Raw genomic sequence first — 21,621 nt, forward strand, 5'->3', positions numbered from 1 at the left:
AATGTCATTTGTCATTTGTCATTTGTCATTAGTTATTCTCCCCCTGCTCCCTTGCTCCCCAGACATGGCTTTGAGTTTAGATGTGAAAGAGTCAGAGCGATCGCTTTTTTCGGGAGTAAATTGCCCGATTGGGGCATGAATAGCAGCAGGTGGGAGCAATTTTGGCTGTCGTTGATGATGGCTTGGTGATGGAGAAGGCGGTGGACTTTCTTGTGAAGTTTGCCTTTGGCTGACAGCAGACGAAAGCTGAAGCGTTGCAGAAGAGGCAAATTTCCCAGAAAATGGAGATTTTAGGACAGTTTTATTGTCTCTATCTTCCTGCTTCTCCTCTTGTTCACTCAAAGATGTCTTTGGCTCGTAACTTTTCAGTTGTAGAGTTGTAGTATTGCTTTTTTGATAACCGTTGTGAATCCTAGCTGGTGGTAATTGAGGACTCGTCACTTTCTCTACAGTAGGGTTTCTCTTGGCTAGCGGTAGGGCTGGAGCAGGCAATGAGGTTAAACTTTGGGGAAATTTGCTACAAATCATCCGTTCAAATTCCATGTTGAAATGATATGTAGCCTGATCCCGGCGCTGCCAAAATACTAAGATTTGCTGCACGGAAACCGCTTTATAACGACCTTGATATAGTGCCTCAATCACTGCCAGGTGTAGCCAATTAAGCGGGTATTGCGTTTGCCAACGCTCAACTAGCTCATTGGCAGTATAACCACTGAGATCGAAACTATAGTTAATTAATAAGGCGATCGCTAAGTTGGCAGAGGTGTCTGGAAGTGTTGTTAACATGGGGCTATTAGCTTTAGGCAATAGGTCTCAAATTTGTCACCCATCGCATATTAGCCTAACGTGCTTTTAACTACATGGTTTTTTTTCCAAGAGTTACCAAGCCGATAAGCAGTGTTTCCTATTCTACTTGTCAACTTCTAGAATGCAACCCTACATAGACTGATTTAATCGCAGATGTTCGCCCAATAGCGACTAATGCCTGATAAACCATCGCTGCAACTTCAGCACGTGTTGCCAAACGTGAAGGTGCAAGCACTTTTGGATCGGGATAGTTGACAACTATTCCCCCTTGTGTAGCAGTGGAAACGGCTGTCCGGGCGTAGTCGGGAATGGTATGACGATCGCTATATACTTCTAAAACATCGCTATCAACTGCTGGTAGCCCTAGTCCGTTTACTAGGGAGACAATCACCTGTAGCCGCTGTACATTTTGATCGGGGCGGAAAGTGCGATCGCTAAATCCGCCAACAAAGCCACCGCTAGCCGCAATTTGGATCGCACTATAAGCCCAAAAATCCTTGAGTACATCCGTAAAATCAGGTGCTGGAATTTTGGGAAATGGGTTAAAGGCGATCGCCACCAGAACTGCATACTGGGCACGAGTCATGGGTTTATCTGGCTGGTAGCTACCATCGGCAAAAGCATGAGTTAAATCCATGCTCACTAATGCCTTAATAAATGGTTCTGCCCAATGTCCATCTAGTTGGGGAGATGCGGGGAGTTTTTGAGATGAGGATTCTGTTGGGGGAGCGGAGAAACTGGTGCTAACTGTTACTTGATTGGTTGAGATAATTTCGACTAAGCCCTTGACCAGAGCAGGATTTAATTGATTACCTACGGAAACTAGCTTTTGTGTAGTGGCATTGTATAAATCAAATTCATTATTATCACGAAAAATATTATCAGCGGGATCTTGGGTATTGCCTAAATCAGGGACTGCATTGCCATTGACTAATAGACCACCTTGGGTATTTTTAACAATAAGATTTTGACGCAGCACAGGTTGGGCGTTGCGAGAAAGGGCGATCGCCGTGCGATTTTCTGATAACTTGTTATTTGCGATCGCAGGAGTGGCAAAGTCACTAATTGCTATGCCTAAAGGGTTTTTTTGAAATACATTCCCTAGTACTTCTCCCTGGCTATGGCCTGCCATCACTAACCCGCTAGCAGTATTTTGCACAAATATGTTATCTAAAATTGCGGGTTTGGCAGTACCAGTACTAAACACACCTTCCCGCCCACAGTTGCTTAAAGTATTGTTACCTAAAGTAGGTGCAGCCGATTCAATCCAGATACCAGTACCTTTGGCTGAGGGATTAGTGACAGTTACACCTAAAAGACTGGCATTATCTACCAAAAGCAGCGTGATATTTTGCATACCAAAGCTAGGACTTTGATACTTGCCACACCCGGAAATTATAATCCCTGCACCTTTGTTTGCTTCGTTACCCACCACATTCGCCTCTCCAGGAACGATCAGTGGGAATACCTCACCACTAGCGGCGCTGTAAGTCCCAGATTCGAGATGAATTATTGTGGGGATTTTGGTTACTTTTAAGGCACGGGTGAGGCTTTTAAACGGACTCAACCGTGAACCAGTATTGGTATCATTCCCTGTCATAGGGTTGACATAGAGTGTGACAACGAGGGTAGAGTTCACCATTGATAGTTGAGAGTCAATTGTTTTAATTATGACAATCATAAATAACACTACTTGTAACAAAGTTTTTGAAAGTAGTATCTTTGTGTGTAGAAAATATATCCACGTTACTTTTTCTCGCAAGGGAATCGTGTGTACACACAAGTTATAGACTCTCATGCAACATTCCAAGTTCTCATCTCGAAGTTCCGAGTTTTGAGGGCGATGTTTGGGTTAGGCTACTTGCGATCGCTCCACTGGGGACTGGGGAAGAAGCAGGGGAGCAGGCTTGCCGTGAGCGTAGCCGAACGGGAGCAGAGGAAAAATTCCTCTCCTCTGCACCCTTCTCTGTGCCTCTTGTGCCCAATCCCCAATCCCCAATTCAATTGTGAATCAGCGTACCTGCCATTTTTTGCAGTTTTCTGCCCACCTCTTCCATCGTGTAGAAGAATGTGAAAAATCGGAGTAGCTCATCCATTGGGTAATCTTGCTGCTTAATCTCTTCCAATCGATTTAATTGCCCTCAGAATCGTTGACATCCCATCGGGAGTAGCAGCCCAAGTTTGCAATGCTGTGATGATTCTCAGCTTGGGCGATTGCCGTGCAGGTGGAAGGCCATTGGAGAGTTGTATCATGGTTGCTGTTTAAGACGTTGTTTGAAAAACCGATACCAGCGATCAATTGCAAAACGTCGCGGAAACCAAATTTTTGAGTATGTTTACTCTTTCAGAATGCGAAATACATCATCCCATAGATGGGTAATGTGTTAAGTGCAACAGTCGACACAAAAACGACTGTTTCACGGCTTTGATGAGTTTAACTCCAGATCATGGGTATCGGGACTATTTGATTTGACAAGTCTCAATGCGAGAGAACAAAGCAACACATAATCGCCACCAGGAAGCTGTAGCGATCGCACTATGCCATTCCCAAACACCTAATACCTTTAACCGCCAAACCTGCTCAAAAAAACCAAAGTATGGTAACTGCCCATTGGGAGCATCTTCTTCCACAATTAAGTTACTATAATCAATCCAGGAATCTTTTAAACGCCACCCAGCGCGATTGCCAAAATCAATACAAGTTTGGGAAGCAGCAACATTATCATTACCAATGATCAAAGCCAGCACAGGATCGCTGGCAGAAGTATCTCGAATACTCTCCCAAATCCGCTTCTGGACGCTGAAACCGAAGCGTCCATGACTATATTTAACCCAGAGAGCATCGATAGCACATAAGTCGATGCAGGGAAAGTTTTCTAGACTTTCTAAATCAAGATAGCGTTTTTCTTCTCTACCAGCTATTTTCAAGATGAGAGTTGTAGTTTCCTCATCCGCCTCTAACCATCTCCCAGCTTTGAGTAAATCCCGCAGTTGAGTGTAATCTACCCCTAAGGCTGAACTCAAATCATCTAAATCTTCAGCTTTTTGTTCCGAAGTATCGCCCGAAAACAAAGTTTTTCCTGGTAAGACTTCAATCACACCTTGAGAACCAAATAACCAGAAATATAATTCGATATCGGTGCGCGATAATTCTACTTGTAATTGTGTGATCCAAGCTGCGGCGGTGAGTCCAGATGCTTGGATATTAGGGGCAGACGGCTGTGCTACTTTATTTAGGGTATCTACTAAACAAGAAGCAAAGCGTTCACTTTCTAAGGGTGGCGCAGCAGCAGCAATTAGACATTGTTCATCTAGTCCCAGTTGTAGTTCTTCCACCCAATCGCGTAGAGATGCAGATGTGTGCGTTCCCACAGGGCAATCTAATATGATAATTTGTTGCGAGCGACATCGGCGCAGCTGTTTTCTCAACCAGGAACGATTAAGTACAACATTATCAGAAAGTACTAATACTGCTTCTCCTTGTTCAGTTTCTTGAATCTGCCCTCGCAAGTATAAAAATACAGTTACGGTTTCTTCTATAGAATTGGCGGTATTGGGTGACTCAGAAAAAGATTCAGATAGTAAGCACTTTTGGATCGCTTTGCGGACATCTGAAGAAGGGGTTTTTTCGCTAATAGTCCAATAATTTACCTCAAAGCCACCAGATGTATTGAGTATTTTACCCAAAGCTAAAGCACTCTTGCTCTTAGGAAGTCCCTCTATAACTAATGCCTGTCGTGGATGTCGTGTAGAAACTGTTTTATCTGGTTTTAGTCCTAAAATCACTTCTCCGATTCCTTCTACAATTCGCTTAGGCGTTTGAGATGGATATTCTGGATGAATTTGGTTTTCGCCGCGACCTTTTTTTAGCTGATTAATCACCCGCAGTTGCTGATTAGCTTTATCTATATATGCGAGAGTTTGGTGATAAACGTAGCGATAAAGTCCATCTGCTTCGATAATGCCTTGAGAGTCAGCTGCTTCTCCCCGCAGTCCCCGAATTAAGTAATAAGTGAATACTCCATGTTTTAATTGCGGAAATTCCCAAGATTGTTGTCCTTGATCGCAAGATAGTAGGGCATAAAATCCTTTTCTTTTTGCGGCGCGTTGTCGCAGAACTTCTACTAATTCTTGTGTAGGGTTTAGTTGCGGATCTATTGGTGTTTCTCCCCTAGCCCCCAATAACGTCATGCTACCGCTATGACACGCATCCAGCCATACAAGTTGCTGCTGGGCAGCACAATTTTCCAATAATTGCAATAATTCTTGCAACTTTAGACCAGTTTCGATTAAGTTGTCTTTTTGAGTATCTTTGAGACACAATACCACCTGCTGACTCGATGGCTCTAGCATCCCATGTCCAGAAAAATAAAACAGAACGGTGTCGATGGGTTTCGTAGCAGCAGCTACTTGTTTGAGACTGGTACGGACATTTTCTAATAGGGGCTGCCGATGAGCAAAATCGTTGTGAATCTTCACATCCCTTTGCGGAAATCCCTGAGTTGCGGCGTTTAATGCTTCTCCTAAACCTTGGCAATCTAGTGCTGAGTAACGCAAACAGGGTATTTGTTCATCCTGATATTGGTTGACTCCCACTAATATGAGCCAAAGCTTTGCCAAGCCGGTTTCTAAGGCATGAGTTGAGTGACTAGTACGAACACCGACTGGACACATCTGTTAAAATTCCTTGACAGGAAGAGTACGGTAGCTTTTATATAAATAGTATTCAATCGTACTGACATGAATTACTGAAGTTGGTTCCAAAAAGCTAGCGATCGCTATGACAACATTACTGATAAAATACCGAAAATGCGAGAACTTTACCCAGCGATCGAGCCTTACTTAGAAGGTAATTTACAGGTTTCCGACCTTCATACTATTCATTTTGAAGAGTCAGGTAACCCGCAAGGTCAACCCATCGTTTTGCTGCATGGGGGCCCTGGTGGTGGTTGTCCAGCTTTTTATCGGCAATATTTCCACCCAGAAAAATGGCGGTTAGTGATGTTTGACCAGCGCGGTTGTGGTCAAAGTACACCCCATGCTGAGTTACGAGAAAACACCACTTGGGATTTAGTCAGTGATATCGAAAAACTGCGCCAACATTTAGGTATAGAAAAGTGGGTGGTTTTCGGTGGTAGTTGGGGTAGCACATTATCATTAGCCTACAGTCAAACCCATCCCTCTCAATGCGCGGGATTAATCCTGCGTGGAATCTTCATGCTGAGGCAAAAAGAGTTGCAATGGTTCTATCAAGAGGGTACTAGCTATATTTTTCCTGATGCTTGGGAAGAATATCTTAAACCAATTGCGATCGCAGAACGTAATGATATGATCGCAGCATATTACAAGCAGTTAACCAGTCCAGATTTAGAAATTCAATTAACAGCAGCGCGTGCTTGGTCAATTTGGGAAGCTAGCACCAGTAGACTTTTCTTAGATCCAGAACTCATGCAAAAGTTTGGCGAGAGTGAATTTGCTTCAGCTTTCGCTCGGATTGAATGCCATTACTTTATGAATAAGGGATTTTTTGAAACTGAAGATCAATTACTCTTAAATGTACACCGCATCCGCCATATTCCAGCTGTAATTGTTCAGGGACGCTATGATGTGGTCTGCCCGATGATATCAGCTTGGGAATTACATCGGGCTTGGCCAGAAGCCGAATTTATAGTGGTTCCTGATGCCGGGCATTCGATGAGTGAGCCAGGAATTCGTAGTGCTTTAATTGAAGCAACAGATAATATCGAGTTCGGCTGAATACTTAGAGCATGTTTGAAATAGTACACCGTGGCGGAAGTCTGTCTACTTTTAACCAATTGCTTGAGCAACTTGTCTAGTTTTAAGTATGCCACTTCCAAAAAAAGCCCTCACCTTGCTTCGAGGGCTAATAATATCTATTTATATAAGTAGGTCGGCGTGAATAATTATAGTTGGGATAAGGCAGGGAGCAGGGGGCAGGAAGCAGGGGGAAAAGGAGTTTTAGTCTTGTTGAGCTTTCTTCACATAGTTTGGTTTTATTGTGCCAACTTACTTATCTGACTAACATCGAAATGCACAAAAGTGAGATTTGACCTGGAAAAAACCCTTAAGGATTCGTTTGAGTGAATTAAACTTAACCCGCCTGATAGCTTTAGTCACTTCTACCCACTGCCGTTTTCTTTTACTTGCTTCTGGATAATCTTCACTCAGCATCTCGACTGGTAACAAATACATCTTGACGCGGTAAATTTTGCCTCGTTTGCGGTACTTGTAAGTGCCCAGTTCATTGGCGTCTACCTGCCCAATCACCCCTGCTTCTTCCCATGCCTCTTTGGCTGCTGAAGCAGGCGGACTCATGCCATTAGGAATATCTCCTTTCGGTATTACCCAGTGTTGAAAGTTACGGGTTGTGATTAGCAAGATTTCAATTTTGCCATTGTTCACTCTGTAAGGAATTACCCCGGACTGTTTAAACACTTTGCTGACTTTTCGACTCATGTAATTTGCATCCTGTAAGGGCTAGCTTTTTTGTACAATGTTTATTTCAGAAAGTCTAGAGCTGATACCGGATAAATTTTGATTAATTTTAGGTTATGAAAAGGTTAAAAATGTTTTGAGCCATAATAGCTAATTTTTGAAAGTTTTTGATTGTTGAAGTAGGGACGCACAGCTATGCACCTCTACCATCTGTTGCAATAAGACGCGTAGCGGTGAGTTAGAGCTACTCTACGAGAACATCTGCGAACCCGCAGGGTATGAGAATCGCGAGGTTTGTAATCTAACAAATATAAAATTAACTGCTAGAAAATGTGTATTCCTGATGATTGATTGACAAATGCAGCACTATTTCAATGAGCGCGCTTGCTTTGGTATCAAACCAGTTGCAAACCCATATACTCCTGACCGATACCATTAACAGTCCCAAAACGGTATATCAGATTGCAATACTGCTCGGTTAACGCTAAAAAATAAAAATGTGTAGGTTGGGTTGAGGAACGAAACCCAACATTTTGAAGGGTTTGTTGGGTTTCGCTTTGCTCAACCCAACCTACGAATATCCTTAACCGAGCAGTATTGGATCAGATTTAAAAATATGCGCTTGAACTATTACGTAACTATGAAATTTCTGAATGGAAAATTAGCTTTGGTATTTACCTTGTTTAAGTTGAAACTTGGAAAAAACGATATGCTGATGAGCGGGAACGATCATCTATCCCGATAGTCATTCAAAGAGAGGTAAAAACTCAATCACTAGGTGGACAGAATCTTTTGATTTAAAAGATTATTAACGAGTTTGCAAAACCTTGTCTTATATAGATGCAATAGTTCAGGCAAAGCGTAGTAGAGTAAAGTAAGAAATCTCAAGGTGCGTGTAGGTATGGAAACCTACCGACTAGAAATTCAACACCACATGCAGTGGTAACGTTAATCGCTCCCAAAGCAAGATTGTCGCCATGAGCAACTCAACTCCAATGGATGACGATAAAAATCTCCCAAAGAAGAAGGGCAGGACACTCCCTCCAAAGCTGATAATTTGGCTAGGAAAGTTTGTCTGGACGACTATGTGGCAAATAATGATGTCAAAGCTTGCTCCTACCAATCAGTCGGGAGCGTATATTCGTCCTAATAGCCAGTTTCGAAAGTTCATCGGCACAGAGTCAGGGAATCCACACCCACCAGCAGCTGGGCGCTACAAACTCTATGTTGGGCTGGGCTGTCCTTGGGCGCACCGAACCTTAGTTGTGCGATCGCTCAAAAAACTCGAAGCGGTAATATCAGTATGTATTGTCTCTCCTTCTCCCATTGAAGGCGGTTGGATATTCAACGAAGAAGAAGAAGGTTGTCGCACACTGGCCCAATTGTATCAACTGGCAGAACCAGGCTACAGTGGACGCTCGACAGTTCCAGTATTATGGGACAACCAAACAAAAACGATCGTCAACAATGAGAGTGCAGAGATTATCGTCATCCTCAACTCTCAGTTGAACGAGTTCGCCAACAATCCCACTTTGGATCTTTATCCAGAAGCACTCAAAGAAAAGATTGACTGGTGGAATGAGAAGATTTATCATGCCGTAAATAATGGCGTATATCGCTGCGGCTTTGCCCAAACTCAAGAAGCATACAATCAAGCCTGTAACGAACTGTTCGCAACTCTCGATGAGATTGACATTGCATTGCAGACTAATCGATATCTGTGCGGCGATCGTCTTACACTAGCAGATATTCGTTTATTCACGACCTTATTTCGTTTTGATAGTGCCTACTACGGCTTATTTAAATGCAATCGGCGGCGAATTCGAGACTATCAGAACTTAGGAGCTTACTTACGTGATTTATATCAGCTTCCAGGTGTTGCTGACACCTGCGACGTAGAGAGTGTGAAGCGGGATTATTACGGTAACCTATTTCCACTCAACCCGGGCGGGATTATTCCCGATGGCCCTGATATGTCCTATCTTAATCAACCACACGATCGCGATCGCATCGGCAAAGTGAATGTTTCATAAGGTACATTAAGAACTGATACCTCGATGGCTGCATTCCGGAGTTAGTGTAATCGTGAACCAGATTAATCGAGTTGCAATTGTCGGTGGAACTCATGGCAATGAGTTTACAGGGGCCTACCTGATCCAAAAATTTGCCCAGTTTCCCGATTTAATTACTAGACCAAGTTTTGAGACAGTCACCCTGTTAGCAAATCCTCATGCTTTTGCAGCCGGGAGGCGATATGTAGAGAAGGATTTAAATCGCTGTTTTCTTAAGCAAGACTTACAAAACCCGACTCTGAACAGTTACGAAGAATTGCAAGCTAAATCAATCCAAAACACCCTAGCATCAAACGGGAATAAACAAGCAGATTTCATCTTAGACTTGCACAGCAGTACAGCTAATATGGGACTGACAATTATTTTGGTAAATAGTCATCCATTAAACTTGAAATTAGCTGCTTATCTGAGCCAGATCAGCCCTTTGGTGAAGGTTTATCGCTGCTCTTTTAAATTAATTGAAGAAAATCCATTTGTAAATTCTCTGTGTAAATTAGGCTTTGCGATCGAGGTTGGGCCTATTGCCCAAGGTATCTTAAAAGCGACGCTGTTCCAACAAACAGAGGAACTTGTTCATGCAGTTCTGAACTATTTGGAACAGTTTAACCAGGGTGAAATTCCATCAACTAACGAAATGTTAATTGTCTATGACCACTTATCAGTTGTGGACTATCCAAAAAAACCTGATGGTACAATGTTTGGGATGATTCATCCAGAGCTTCAAGACAAGGATTATCAAGCCTTGAACCCAGGAGATCCCATTTTTATAACCTTTGATGATAAAACAATTTTTTATGAGGGTGCATCTACCGTTTGGCCGATTTTTATTAATGAGGCAGCTTACTACGAAAAAGGAATTGCAATGTGTTTGACTCAGAGGCAGCAAATCAATATCTAGGATGTGGAAAATTTTTGTATGCTTGCTTTTTATTGGAAGTAATTATAGAAATTTAGCATCCAAATCATTAATAACTTCTATATCTAGTGCGATGTCTGCGACGGGCTACGCCTACGCTAAAACCTACTTAATATAAGTTTAAATGTCTCTGGGTTATGATATATTGATGACCAGGAATTAAGTACCAGGGTAAAAAGTTGTCTGAAGGGCCGATAAAGTCGATATTAAAAAAGTGCTGAAAGCCTATTGTCTAATTCACCGAGAATATTTTTTAGAGAAACAGAATTTGTTTATAAATATGGGAAACTAATTTGGGCGATGCCTGTGATGGGCTACGCCTATGGAATTGTGATCTTAAAGTCACTCTTTATTTTTAAAATAAGGAGTTGCAAACCTTCTGGCTTGAGGTTTTCCCTAAAACCAGCCTTGAGTCAAACTATGAACCTTTACCGATAAAGCCCAAATTTAACACTATAATTTACGCTTAAAATTGTCCCAATACTTGAACTTATAATGAAAACCAAGAGACCAGGAAATAGACCGATAGCCAGCCTTTCTTTAGACTTAGATAATATTTGGTCTTATCTAAAAAATCAAGGTGCTCCGGGTTGGGAGACTTTCCCCTCTTACCTCGATATTGCAGTCCCTCGTTTCTTAGATATTCTCCAGCAATGGGATTTGACAATCACAGTATTTATTGTCGGTCAAGATGCAGCGCTGGAAAAGAATACCAAGCCAATACAAGCGATCGCTAACGCTGGTCACGAAATTGGCAATCATTCATTCTACCACGATCCCTGGCTACATCTGTATTCAGAGGATGAGATTGAACAAGAGGTGGCGCTTGCCGAACAACATATCAAGCGTGTCACTCATCAACATCCTATTGGCTTCCGGGGGCCTGGATACAGTTTTTCTCCTGCCGTATTGAAAGTTCTAGCACGACGGGGATATGAGTATGATGCTTCGACTTTCCCGACATTTTTAGGGCCAATAGCACGAGCTTATTATTTAATGACCTGTAAATTGAGCAAGGAAGAACGCAAGAAACGGGAAGCCTTGTTTGGCGGTTTCAAAGAGGGTTTGCAGCCTCTAAAACCTTACCAATGGCACATGGGTAAGGATAAACTGACTGAGATTCCCGTTACCACTATGCCAATTTTCAAGGTGCCAATTCACTTCAGTTACATCATGTATCTAAGTACATTTTCTTCGGAAGTGGCGTTACTCTACCTGCGAATTGCCCTCTGGCTGTGTAAACTTACACGTGTCCAGCCTTCTTTACTACTCCATCCTACAGACTTTGTAAGTCAAGAGGATGTGCCAGAACTATCATTCTTCCCTGGAATGAGCGTTCCTACCTACAAAAAGCTAGCAATAGTTAACAAAAGTTTAGAACTTATATCCAGTCAGTTTAATGTTTTGACTGTTGGACAACACGCCAAATTCGTAGCCGGTGCCCGTCAACTGCCTGTATTAGTGCCTCAAAAGAGGTAAAAATACGATTAATGCGATTTCTCACTTAAATTTGTATTCTTGATTACAGGCAAAATTAACTTTGTCCTGTGCTTGAGAAGGAGGTAATAGTGTTGGCAAAAAGATAAATTTATTTCTATAATAGTTCACTATTCCAATGTCTTTATTAAAAACCTCTGGTGATATCCCTTCTCTAGAGGTTATTTTTTTAGATGCGATTAATGTCATATAGAAATCCGATTTTATTCTTGAACTGAGGTTTTCCAGATCCCGTGAAAAGTCAGGTAGTTGCTATTGTCCTGTTGAGAGCGATGATTTCAAATTTTTCGGTTAATACTGTACTGATGTCTTGATTAGCAAAGCGAATTTTTGCTTCTTCTAGACTACCAATAGCACTTAATATAAATCCTGCTTTGATGTCTTCCTATTTGACAAAATTCTTTAAGCTTTGTCTTAAATCGTCCTGAGGTTTCAATCTGATCGCAAAAACTTTCATTAGTTAATAACCATTAATTAGTTGTTTAAGTAATATCAGCAATTAAACCGCAAATAAGTCTCAGGAATTTTACTGAACCATCAAGACAATAAATATTACTAATATATAGATAAATATTGTCAGGATGCTGAATATGTCAGATTTACCACTTCAGTGCAAAAATTTGAAAGGGCAGGTTGAATCTATATTACAACTTTTGCAGCAAGAACCAACGCTACGTTCCCAAGATATTACACCTGTACAAACTTCCTTAAGTAAGGCGATTTCTCCCAAGTTTGAGATTGTGTTTGCGGGTGCGTTTAGTGCCGGTAAATCAATGCTAATCAATGCACTATTAGAAAGGGAATTACTATACAGTGCAGAGGGACACGCTACAGGTACAGAATGCAAAATTGAGTATGCAGAAGTAGATAAAGAACGTGTTGTTTTGACGTTTTTAAGTGAAGTAGAGATTCGGGAACAAGCAGTTTTTTTGTGTCAACAACTAGGATTTAAAACAGTAACTAATATTAACCAAGCTGATGTAATTAACTTACTACGTCAAGATTCTGAAGCGATTATTCAGCAGGAGGGTGGCGAGAGTAGATCAGAACGTGCAAAACAGGCGAAGGCGTTAATGTTATTGCTAGAGGGATATATAGCAAACCGCGATCGCATTAACACGGTTAATAATGCTACATATTCAATGGAACAATTTAATTTTTCTAACCTCAAAGAAGCGGCTGGATATGCCCGTCGTGGTAGTAATAGTGCAGTATTGAAGCGAATAGAATATTACTGTAATCATCCTCTGCTACAAGATGGCAATGTAATTATTGACACACCAGGTATAGATGCGCCAGTAGAGAAAGATGCCCAACTAACTTATGCCAAAATTCAACATCCTGATACTTCGGCGGTGGTGTGTGTGCTTAAACCTGCTTCAGCGGGTGACATGACAAAAGAAGAAACAGAACTTTTGGAATTAATGCGGGAAAATGGGGGAGTACGCGATCGCGTTTTCTATGTCTTCAACCGGATCGATGAGACTTGGTATAATACTCAATTACGGCAACGATTAGATGATTTAATTAGTGGGCAGTTTCGCAATACAAACAAGGTTTATAAAACCAGTGGATTATTAGGGTTTTATGGTAGTCAAATTAAACAGACAAGCCAACTAAATAGATTTGGTTTAGATTCTGTTTTTGCAGAAAGTATTAAAGGTTTAGATGGTAATGAAGAAACACCACAATTTGTCTATGCATTTAACAACTACTGCGTAAACTCCGGAAAACTATCTGCCACTCAATTCCGTGTTTCTGTTAACGGCCATGAAACCCCAAATCAAAATTATGTGCGGATTTTGGGAGATTGGGGAAATGAACTTATAGAACAGCTAATTAAAGATAGTGGGACTGAGGAATTTCGCACAGCTATTACTCGCTATCTTACAGAAGAAAAGCGTCCACAATTATTTAAAAATCTTGCTGATGATTTGGAAGATGTTTGTATTAAGCTGAAGAAACATTATCAGAGCGTCCAACGTGATTTAGATAGTCAGCCCCAAGAGATTGAGACGATGAAGGCGCAAGAATTGCAACAACTGAATCAGCAACTCCAGCAAATTGGGAGAGAATTTAGTGAGCATATCACAGAAGAAGTTAACCATGTAATTAATAATTCTTGTGATGCCTTTGAAGCAGATTTTAAGCAATTGCAATCACGAATGATTCGCCGTCTAGATGAATTACTAGATACTTTTTCTGTAGCTTATGCTTATCGACGTGCAACCATCAGCCATCCTCGCAACGCTACCGCACCTTTAATTGCTATTTTAGTAGAGGCATTTTATTACTTAGCAAATCAATTAGAAGATATTTTGGTTGAATCTTCTCAGCAAGTAGTTGCAAATTATTTTCAGCGGTTGATTGAAAAGATTCGCAAGTCAGAATATTATCGCCAGTTATATCGTTTATTAGCTCATGATGGCGGAATTGAACAAGAGATTAGAAGTTTAGAAAAACAAGTTACTCAAGCATTGGTGAGTGCAGCTAGTGTAGAGTGCGATCGCTTCGTGCGAGAAAGTCCGAGATTTTACGATGAAGGCACTTTTTCTATATATCAATTTCGCCAAACTTTATTACAAACTTCTCAAGGTTACGATGCTGAAAGTATAATAGAAGCAGAACCAGCAATTAGGCAGTTATTGAAGTTAGATTTTGAACCAAAAGTTTCCCAAACTATTCGTAAATCTTTCCGTCAAACCATCAACCAAACTCTGAAAACTCAGTTGTTACCAATGGCAGATCAGCAAGCCGATGAAATTTTGCAACAATACCCACAGGCACGTGCTTATTTAGAGAAAACACTGCAACAAGAGGCTGAAGAAAAAATTGCGAATAATCGCCGATTATTAAATGTCGTTGAAGAAAATATTGCAGCATATAATTCAGCAGTTTCTAGTATTAATAATTGTTTACAGTCCATGCAATTATATGACCATCTTTTGCCTGTAATTGGTGATTTGTTTGACACTGATGGTAAGTTTGCTAATAATGGGTTTGTGATTTCAGATGTTGTATAACAATCCTATTTGATTTGTGAAAATTTGTGGTGTCTAGATCCCCGACTTCTCAAAGAAGTCGGGGATCTAACTTTTTAGAATCCTCATCAAAATTCCTCACATCCCAATCCCCAACTTAATGGTTATGATTATCAAACGTCGGGAATTTCTTACAACCTGTGGACTGGCTACCTTAGCCACCCAGATACCTGCACTTACTGCCCAAGGTAAGCCATCTCTAAACATCATCCGCAAGCCGCCCCGCCTGCAAGTGGGCGATACAGTAGGATTGATTTCCCCTGCGGGTATCGTTGACGCCAAAGACATCGAAGCAGCGCAGAAGTCAATTTCACAGTTAGGGTTAAAAGTCAAGCTAGGGAAGCATATTTTAGACCGTTACGGCTATTTAGCGGGTAAAGACGGCGATCGTGCCCAGGATGTAAACTTGATGTTTAGCGATCGCTTCGTAAAAGCAATTATTCCCATGCGTGGTGGTTGGGGCTGCAATCGCATTTTACCCTTACTAAACTACTCGCTGATCCGCTCCCATCCGAAAATTCTCATAGGTTACAGCGATATTACGACGCTGTCGTTGGCAATTAATGCCCGTAGTCAAATGATTACTTTTCATGGGCCAGTTGCCACGTCTACCTGGAATCAATTTACAGTCGATTACTTCAAGCGCATCCTATTTAATGGTGAAGCAGTGACTATGCAAAATCTCAACCCTAGCGAAGTGCGGGTGGAGACAATAGCACCAGGAAAGGCGAGAGGTAAACTTGTGGGTGGGAACTTATCAGTGCTATCAGCGATGCTAGGTTCACCTTACCTACCTTCCTGGAACAAAAGCATCCTGTTTGTGGAAGAAATTGGCGAGGATGTTTACCGGATAGATAGAATGCTGACGCAGTTAAAAACTGCTGGGATACTTAATCAAATTGCTGGCTTTATCTTTGGGCAATGCACTAATTGTAGTCCTGGGGATGAACCGTCATTTACATTAATGCAAGTATTGCAAGACCACATACTTCCTTTAGGGATTCCTGCTTGGTATGGTTCAATGATTGGTCATATTAAGGAAAAATTTACCTTGCCAATCGGTGTAGAAGTGGAAATAAATGCTGAACTTGGGACAATACGAATGTTAGAGGCGGCTGTTAGTCTTGTTTGAACCACGAAAATCAGCCGCCCTGCAATGATTTTGATTAAGATTTTGATAGACAGTATGCATTTCTCCTCGCTATGTTACGACTAACAGAAGTAAAGCTCCCGCTTGATCATCCTGAAGATGAGATCAAGACTGCCATCCTCAAAAAGCTGCAAATCACGGACGAAGAATTGATCGGCTATTCCATCTTCAAGCGTAGCTACGATGCCCGTAAGAAAGGAGAGATCGCTCTTGTTTATATTCTGGATGTAGAAACAACTCAGGAAACTCATCTACTCAAGCGCCTCAAAAAAGATCCCCATGTGATGGCCACGCCAGACATGAGTTATCGCCCAGTGGCACAAGCACCTAGCAATTTGGCGATTCGCCCCATCATCATTGGTACTGGACCTTGTGGCTTGTTTGCAGGTTTGATGCTGGCGCAAATGGGGTTCCGTCCAATCATTTTAGAACGTGGGAAAAAAGTTCGCGATCGCACCGTTGATACCTTTGGCTTTTGGAAGAAAAAATCAGACTTCAACCCAGAATCTAATGCCCAGTTTGGCGAAGGTGGGGCAGGTACATTCTCTGATGGCAAACTCTACAGTCAGGTAAAAGATCCTCAGCATTATGGGCGCAAAGTACTAACCGAACTCGTCAATGCGGGAGCCTCACCGGAAATTCTCTATATCAACAAACCGCATATCGGCACCTTCAAACTGGTCGGAATCGTCCAAAGTATGCGTGCCAAAATCGAATCCCTCGGCGGCGAAATTCGCTTTCAAAGTCGGGTGGAAGATATTAACATCGAAAATGGACAGGTGCAGGGAGTCACCCTCGCCAGTGGGGAATATATCGCCAGCGATCATGTAATTTTGGCGGTGGGTCACAGTGCCCGCGATACCTTCCAAATGCTATACGATCGCGGGGTTTACATTGAGGCTAAACCATTTTCCATCGGCTTTCGGGTCGAACATCCCCAGTCTTTGATCGACCAATGTCGTTTTGGCCCTCAAGCTGGTCATAAGCTTTTAGGTGCTGCCGATTATAAACTCGTTCACCACTGCCAAAATGGTCGTTCCGTTTATAGTTTTTGTATGTGTCCGGGAGGCTTGGTGGTTGCAGCTGCATCAGAACCGGGGCGACTTGTCACCAATGGGATGAGCCAATACTCTCGCAATGAGCGCAATGCCAATAGTGCGATCGTTGTGGGCATCACCCCCGAAGATTATCCGGGAAATGCCTTAGCGGGAATCGACTTTCAACGGCGCTTGGAAGAACGGGCTTTTGAATTGGGCGGTGGAACTTATGAAGCTCCAGGGCAGTTGGTGGGAGACTTTCTCAACCATCGCCCTTCTACAGCATTGGGTACGGTTAAACCGTCTTATACACCTGGGGTACATTTGGGTGATTTGAGCGAGAGTTTACCAGATTATGCGATCGCAGCGATCCGTGAAGCACTTCCCGCTTTCGACAAACAAATTAAAGGATTTGCGATGGACGATGCCGTATTGACTGGTGTGGAAACCCGCACTTCATCACCGATTCGGATTAAACGCAAAGAAGATTATCAGAGTTTAAATACAGTCGGTCTTTATCCGGCTGGTGAAGGTGCAGGATATGCAGGGGGAATCCTCTCGGCTGGCATCGATGGTATTAAGGTGGCGGAGGCGGTGGCTTTAAGTATTTTGAGGAATTGCGATCGTAAAATCTAAAATATTGCCTTAATATCAAGCCCCACCTAGATGCTTTCGAGGTAGGGCTTTTGCTTTTATGACTGGAGCAATGGGGAATTTATCCGATTGTTAAAGCTGGTTCTTCACAGAAGTTAAATAGGGCTGAATCAGTTTCTGATTCATCTTCAAATACAGCAGATATGTACCATTCACAGGGCGAATTATTCGTATATTCAGCCCAAGCAATTGTTACTGTTTCACCCGATGGAATCCCTGACTCACTCAAGGTAAATGAAGCCCACTCTTCATCATCGACAGATACCCACAACTCTGTAATTGCCTGTTCGGTTTCATTGGTAACGGTAAACGTGAATTGGTCTGACATAAATAGCCTCTTAGCTATAAATAGATTGCAGATTGTCAGTCACCGATTATACTGGCACTATTTTAAAAATTTTGTCATATTAGCTGTCTAATCTATGCTCAGAGAAGGTTTGAAGCTTTTTTGATCCAGTTTAATTTTTGAAACATTGTTAAAAATTTCACAGACTCAACGGTGCGTTAGGCTAAAGCCGTAACACACCCTACTACCGTAAATTGCAAAGTCTGACCGATTTTGTTTTAATACAGTTCATATTTCATTAACTGACAAGGCAGCGCTCCGTTGTACACTGCAATCCGCTGGGATGATTTTAGTCCAATCGATTGAGACAGTTCCTTGTTGCCACTCAGCACAAATGCAGTCCAGCCTTTGAAGCGTTGTTTCAGCACATCGCCCAAAAGTTTGTAAAATGACCCCAAATCACTATCTCGCCCCAGCCGTTCGCCATAGGGAGGATTGCAGAATAAAATCCCACTGTCTGCGGGGGCGACAACATCAGCAAGCTCCATTTGAGAAAACCATACATGGTTATCAACACCGCAATTTTGAGCATTGTTAATCGCTTGCTCGATTATATTTTCATCGCGATCGCTTCCCCAAATAGGTGCGGGCAGGGTATCCAGTTGGCTGTCCTTAGCTTCTTGCAGCAGCTTTTCTAAAAGGGATAAATCAAAATCGAGCCAAGTTTCAAATCCAAAGGATTCACGAAACAGCCCTGGCGCTATGTTCAGTGCCTTTAAACTAGCTTCCAGGGGTAAAGTCCCAGACCCACACAGAGGATCGTAGAACATCTGGTTTGGCTGCCAACCCGAAAGTTGAATGAGGGCAGCAGCTAGAGATTCCTTGAGAGGGGCTGCTCCAACCGCAGGGCGGTAGCCTCGGCGATGCAGACTATTTCCAGAACTGTCGAGTTTAACGGTACAAAAGTCGCGCTCAATGTGAACATTGATCCGCACATCTGGTTCATGAAGCTCTACATTTGAACGCTCGCCCAAATTTTCTTTCTGCTGATCAACGATCGCATTTTTGACCTGGAGAGATGTGAAGTGGCTGTGGTTGAGGCGATCGTTTTTGCCCGTGACATTTACCGCCAGGGTCATGTCTGGCGTTAAATAGTTTAGCCAATCGATGGTCTGGATACCACGATAGAGATCCTTAGCATCAAGGCATGGAAACTCATGGATATTCACCAAGATTCGGAACGGCAGCCTAGCCCAGAGGTTGACGCGATAAAGCAGAGTGCGATCGCCCTCAAAGGCTACACCGCAAAACCCTGGCTCCACAGAATGAGCACCCAGTTGCTCTAACTCCTGAGCCGCCAGGGTTTCTAATCCGCGAGCAACCGTTGCAAAATAATTCATAATTCGTAATTAATCGCTGTTACTAACTTAATTTAGTGATGAAGATAAAAAACATTATTCCTTTTTTTCAGAGCAAGCAGCATTTAGAACTAAGATTAATCTAGAAATTTCTAAAATCAATCATTGTCTGACGATAAGCATCTGGCAATCCTGTATCAAAACACTTACCTTTAACAACATATCCTGTCATTCCCTCTTCCTGACGCAATCTTTCCAGACAAGATGTTAATTGAAATTCACCTCTTTCTCGGAAATTTTGGTTGATATGTTCTGCTAAAAAGTCAAAAATTTTCGGCGTAAGTAAATACAAACCGAATATACATAAAAACTCATTTTCTGCCATTCCTTCTACACGCAAATGCTGTTGTGCATACTCAATGCTAGGCTTTTCATAGAGTTGTGTAACTGACAAAATCGAGTTTAACTCTTCTTGCCAAATGCCTGTCACACACCCAGCTTTATTAATAATCTCTGCTGGCATTGTAGTTAAGCCAACAACACTTTGATTAACTTGTTCGTAAACATCTAAAACTTGACGCGCACAAGATTTTTCAATGTCAGATGAATAAATGTGGTCGCCCAACATTAACAGAAACGGCTCATCTTGCACCCAATCCTTGGCACAAAATACCGCATGACCATAGCCTAGTTGCTCCTCTTGCAATAAGATGGTAACTCTGCTACCTAAATCTTCGAGATATCGGCTATATTCTTGATTTTGCGGCGAAAGTTTATCGAAAAGTTCTTTTTTAGGCGGGTTTTTTAATAAATCTTCAAATATTTCTTTGTCATCTGGCTGCACCACAATCCCTACTTCTGCAATTCCAGAATTAATTGCCTCTTCAATAATTGCGAGAATGACAGGTTTTGCCCTACCATCTCGATCAATAATCGGGAAAAGTTCTTTTTTAATAACTTTAGTAGCTGGAAACAAACGAGTCCCAAAACCAGCTACCGGAATCACAGCTTTTCTAACTTGATATTTCTGCATAAATGGATCGTCACCCCAACTTTTCAAACAACTCCGCCAACACTACATTAGAAAACAAAAACCCTTGGGGATCAATCAAACGCAACCTTCCCTCTGTAACTTCCACCCAACCTTTCTCAAAATAGCCTTGCAAACACCTACAAATTTCCTCCACCTTCTCTTCGCCAAATGCTTCCGCCAACGCCGCTAAACTCAAACCCTCCGCCAAACGCAACCCCAACATTAACGTTTCTAACAATACTTCCTTTGGGGGAGTCAATTCACAATCAATCACACCGCCAGCTTCCACCCACTGGTAATACTCCCTAGTTTTGCGCGGACGAGTGAAGCGTTTCCCCTCAACATAACTTGCTGCACCCATCCCAAAGCCATAGTAAGGGCGGTTTTCCCAATACACTCGATTATGCCGACACTGATGACCAGATTGAGCATAATTGGAAATTTCATAATGCTCATAACCTGCGCCAGTCAAAACTTGCTGCCCCATTTGGTACATTTTGACTGTGGCTTCATCCGTGGGTAAAGGAGTATCGCCGGGTTTGTAGTAACGACCAAAGGCTGTACCAGGTTCGATGGTAAGATCATAGATAGAAATGTGAGTGGGTACAAGCGCTACCGCTTTTGTTAGAGAATCTTGCCATTGATCCAAAGACTGATGCGGCAACCCAGAAATTAGGTCTAAGCTGAATTCGGGAATCTCGACTTGGTGGATTAGTTCCACCGCTGCAAAAATATCTTCAACTGAGTGCGATCGCCCCGCCCTTTGCAATAATTCTGATTGAAAGGCTTGTACACCTAAACTTACCCGGTTCACGCCTGCACTGCGATAGCCTGCTATATGGGCTAAATCAAAGGTGCCTGGGTCAATTTCCATAGAAATTTCTGCCCCAGACGCAATACCAAAATGCTTCTCTAGCTCTGTAACTATCCGTTGTAGCTGCTCCGTTGATAGCAGCGAAGGAGTACCACCACCGAAGAAAATTGTCTTCAGGGGTTGACCAAATGCTGGTGTAATGGCAATTTCTTGACATAGCACCTCAACATATTGGGAAATAGTGCCAGATGTTTCGCCCCGCAAGCGATCGCCCACAACAGACACTGGGAAATCACAATAAAAACACCGCCGTCTGCAAAAGGGAATATGCACATAAGCAGAACTCGCAATTCCAGAAATACTAAATTTTTGACTCATTTTGAGAAAGAATTAAGTTAAGCCAACTGCGAATTAGAGACAATGAAAATGAGTAGTTTATTTACAAGTTTTTGTCGTTTTACAACGAAACAATGAAAAATATTAAGATAAAAGCCTTTGGT

The 21,621-nt window shown here is 42.2% G+C and carries 18 protein-coding genes; 8 read left to right on the plus strand and 10 right to left on the minus strand.

Annotated elements, in window-relative coordinates:
* Positions 1–18 precede the first annotated feature (18 nt).
* Together RM347_RS03910 and RM347_RS03915 are read right to left on the minus strand one after the other, a co-directional pair.
* Entirely contained in the window at positions 19–786 is a 768-nt protein-coding gene (locus RM347_RS03910) for a hypothetical protein (RefSeq protein WP_322719031.1), read from the minus strand.
* A 130-nt stretch (positions 787–916) separates the two neighbouring features.
* Positions 917–2,449, minus strand: a complete 1,533-nt coding sequence (locus RM347_RS03915) for a DUF1565 domain-containing protein (protein ID WP_322719066.1) — start codon at positions 2,447–2,449, stop codon at positions 917–919.
* 65 nt (positions 2,450–2,514) lie between these two features.
* Here RM347_RS03915 and RM347_RS03920 point away from each other — a divergent pair, with 65 nt between their 5' ends.
* The gene (locus tag RM347_RS03920) at positions 2,515–2,817 is read left to right on the plus strand and encodes a hypothetical protein (RefSeq protein WP_322719030.1); all 303 of its coding nucleotides are present in this window, start codon (positions 2,515–2,517) and stop codon (positions 2,815–2,817) included.
* Positions 2,818–2,919: 102 nt separating this feature from the next.
* Here RM347_RS03920 and RM347_RS03925 read toward each other — a convergent pair whose 3' ends face one another.
* Positions 2,920–3,060: a hypothetical protein gene (locus RM347_RS03925; RefSeq protein ID WP_322719029.1), complete on the minus strand. Its 141-nt coding sequence runs from the start codon at positions 3,058–3,060 to the stop codon at positions 2,920–2,922.
* Positions 3,061–3,267: 207 nt separating this feature from the next.
* A complete protein-coding gene (locus RM347_RS03930) occupies positions 3,268–5,481 on the minus strand; it encodes a GUN4 domain-containing protein (protein ID WP_322719028.1) in 2,214 nt (737 codons plus the stop codon).
* A 135-nt stretch (positions 5,482–5,616) separates the two neighbouring features.
* Between RM347_RS03930 and pip the strand changes: the two genes are divergently transcribed.
* Entirely contained in the window at positions 5,617–6,564 is a 948-nt protein-coding gene (gene pip / locus RM347_RS03935) for a prolyl aminopeptidase (RefSeq protein WP_322719027.1), read from the plus strand.
* 282 nt (positions 6,565–6,846) lie between these two features.
* Here pip and RM347_RS03940 read toward each other — a convergent pair whose 3' ends face one another.
* Positions 6,847–7,284, minus strand: coding sequence for an NUDIX hydrolase (locus tag RM347_RS03940; RefSeq protein WP_322719026.1), 438 nt, complete (start codon positions 7,282–7,284; stop codon positions 6,847–6,849).
* Positions 7,285–8,240: 956 nt separating this feature from the next.
* On the opposite strand from RM347_RS03940, the gene RM347_RS03945 reads away from it, so the two are divergent.
* The 3 genes from RM347_RS03945 (at position 8,241) to RM347_RS03955 (ending at position 11,730) form a co-directional block, all read left to right on the plus strand.
* Positions 8,241–9,296 carry a glutathione S-transferase family protein gene (locus RM347_RS03945; RefSeq protein WP_322719025.1) on the plus strand — a complete coding sequence of 352 codons (1,056 nt, stop codon included), beginning with the start codon at positions 8,241–8,243 and terminating at the stop codon, positions 9,294–9,296.
* Positions 9,297–9,348: 52 nt separating this feature from the next.
* Positions 9,349–10,233 carry an aspartoacylase gene (locus tag RM347_RS03950; RefSeq protein WP_322719024.1) on the plus strand — a complete coding sequence of 295 codons (885 nt, stop codon included), beginning with the start codon at positions 9,349–9,351 and terminating at the stop codon, positions 10,231–10,233.
* A gap of 513 nt (positions 10,234–10,746) precedes the next feature.
* Complete coding sequence (locus RM347_RS03955; RefSeq protein WP_322719023.1) at positions 10,747–11,730, plus strand: polysaccharide deacetylase family protein; 984 nt, start codon at positions 10,747–10,749, stop codon at positions 11,728–11,730.
* Positions 11,731–11,989: 259 nt separating this feature from the next.
* On the opposite strand, the gene RM347_RS03960 is transcribed toward RM347_RS03955, so the two are convergent.
* A complete protein-coding gene (locus RM347_RS03960; RefSeq protein WP_322719065.1) occupies positions 11,990–12,127 on the minus strand; it encodes a PCC domain-containing protein in 138 nt (45 codons plus the stop codon).
* A 211-nt stretch (positions 12,128–12,338) separates the two neighbouring features.
* On the opposite strand from RM347_RS03960, the gene RM347_RS03965 reads away from it, so the two are divergent.
* The 3 genes from RM347_RS03965 to RM347_RS03975 all read left to right on the plus strand — a co-directional run bounded on the left by RM347_RS03965 (position 12,339) and on the right by RM347_RS03975 (position 17,612).
* Positions 12,339–14,771: a dynamin-like GTPase family protein gene (locus RM347_RS03965; RefSeq protein WP_322719021.1), complete on the plus strand. Its 2,433-nt coding sequence runs from the start codon at positions 12,339–12,341 to the stop codon at positions 14,769–14,771.
* Between the two features lie 124 nt (positions 14,772–14,895).
* On the plus strand, positions 14,896–15,921 hold the full coding sequence (locus RM347_RS03970) for a S66 peptidase family protein (RefSeq protein WP_322719020.1): 1,026 nt from the start codon (positions 14,896–14,898) through the stop codon (positions 15,919–15,921).
* Between the two features lie 71 nt (positions 15,922–15,992).
* Positions 15,993–17,612 (plus strand): NAD(P)/FAD-dependent oxidoreductase, encoded by a 1,620-nt coding sequence (locus RM347_RS03975; RefSeq protein WP_322719019.1) that lies wholly within the window; start codon positions 15,993–15,995, stop codon positions 17,610–17,612.
* A 79-nt stretch (positions 17,613–17,691) separates the two neighbouring features.
* Here the strand turns inward: RM347_RS03975 and RM347_RS03980 are convergent, their stop codons facing one another.
* The 4 genes from RM347_RS03980 to hemW form a co-directional block, all read right to left on the minus strand.
* On the minus strand, positions 17,692–17,958 hold the full coding sequence (locus RM347_RS03980; RefSeq protein ID WP_322719018.1) for a hypothetical protein: 267 nt from the start codon (positions 17,956–17,958) through the stop codon (positions 17,692–17,694).
* Between the two features lie 236 nt (positions 17,959–18,194).
* Positions 18,195–19,316 (minus strand): THUMP domain-containing class I SAM-dependent RNA methyltransferase, encoded by a 1,122-nt coding sequence (locus RM347_RS03985; RefSeq protein ID WP_322719017.1) that lies wholly within the window; start codon positions 19,314–19,316, stop codon positions 18,195–18,197.
* 100 nt (positions 19,317–19,416) lie between these two features.
* A complete protein-coding gene (locus RM347_RS03990; RefSeq protein ID WP_322719064.1) occupies positions 19,417–20,307 on the minus strand; it encodes a UTP--glucose-1-phosphate uridylyltransferase in 891 nt (296 codons plus the stop codon).
* Positions 20,308–20,317: 10 nt separating this feature from the next.
* Complete coding sequence (gene hemW, locus RM347_RS03995; RefSeq protein WP_322719016.1) at positions 20,318–21,499, minus strand: radical SAM family heme chaperone HemW; 1,182 nt, start codon at positions 21,497–21,499, stop codon at positions 20,318–20,320.
* Positions 21,500–21,621 lie beyond the last annotated feature (122 nt).

Source organism: Nostoc sp. ChiQUE02 (assembly GCF_034531305.2).
In the GTDB taxonomy this organism is placed as follows: domain Bacteria; phylum Cyanobacteriota; class Cyanobacteriia; order Cyanobacteriales; family Nostocaceae; genus Nostoc.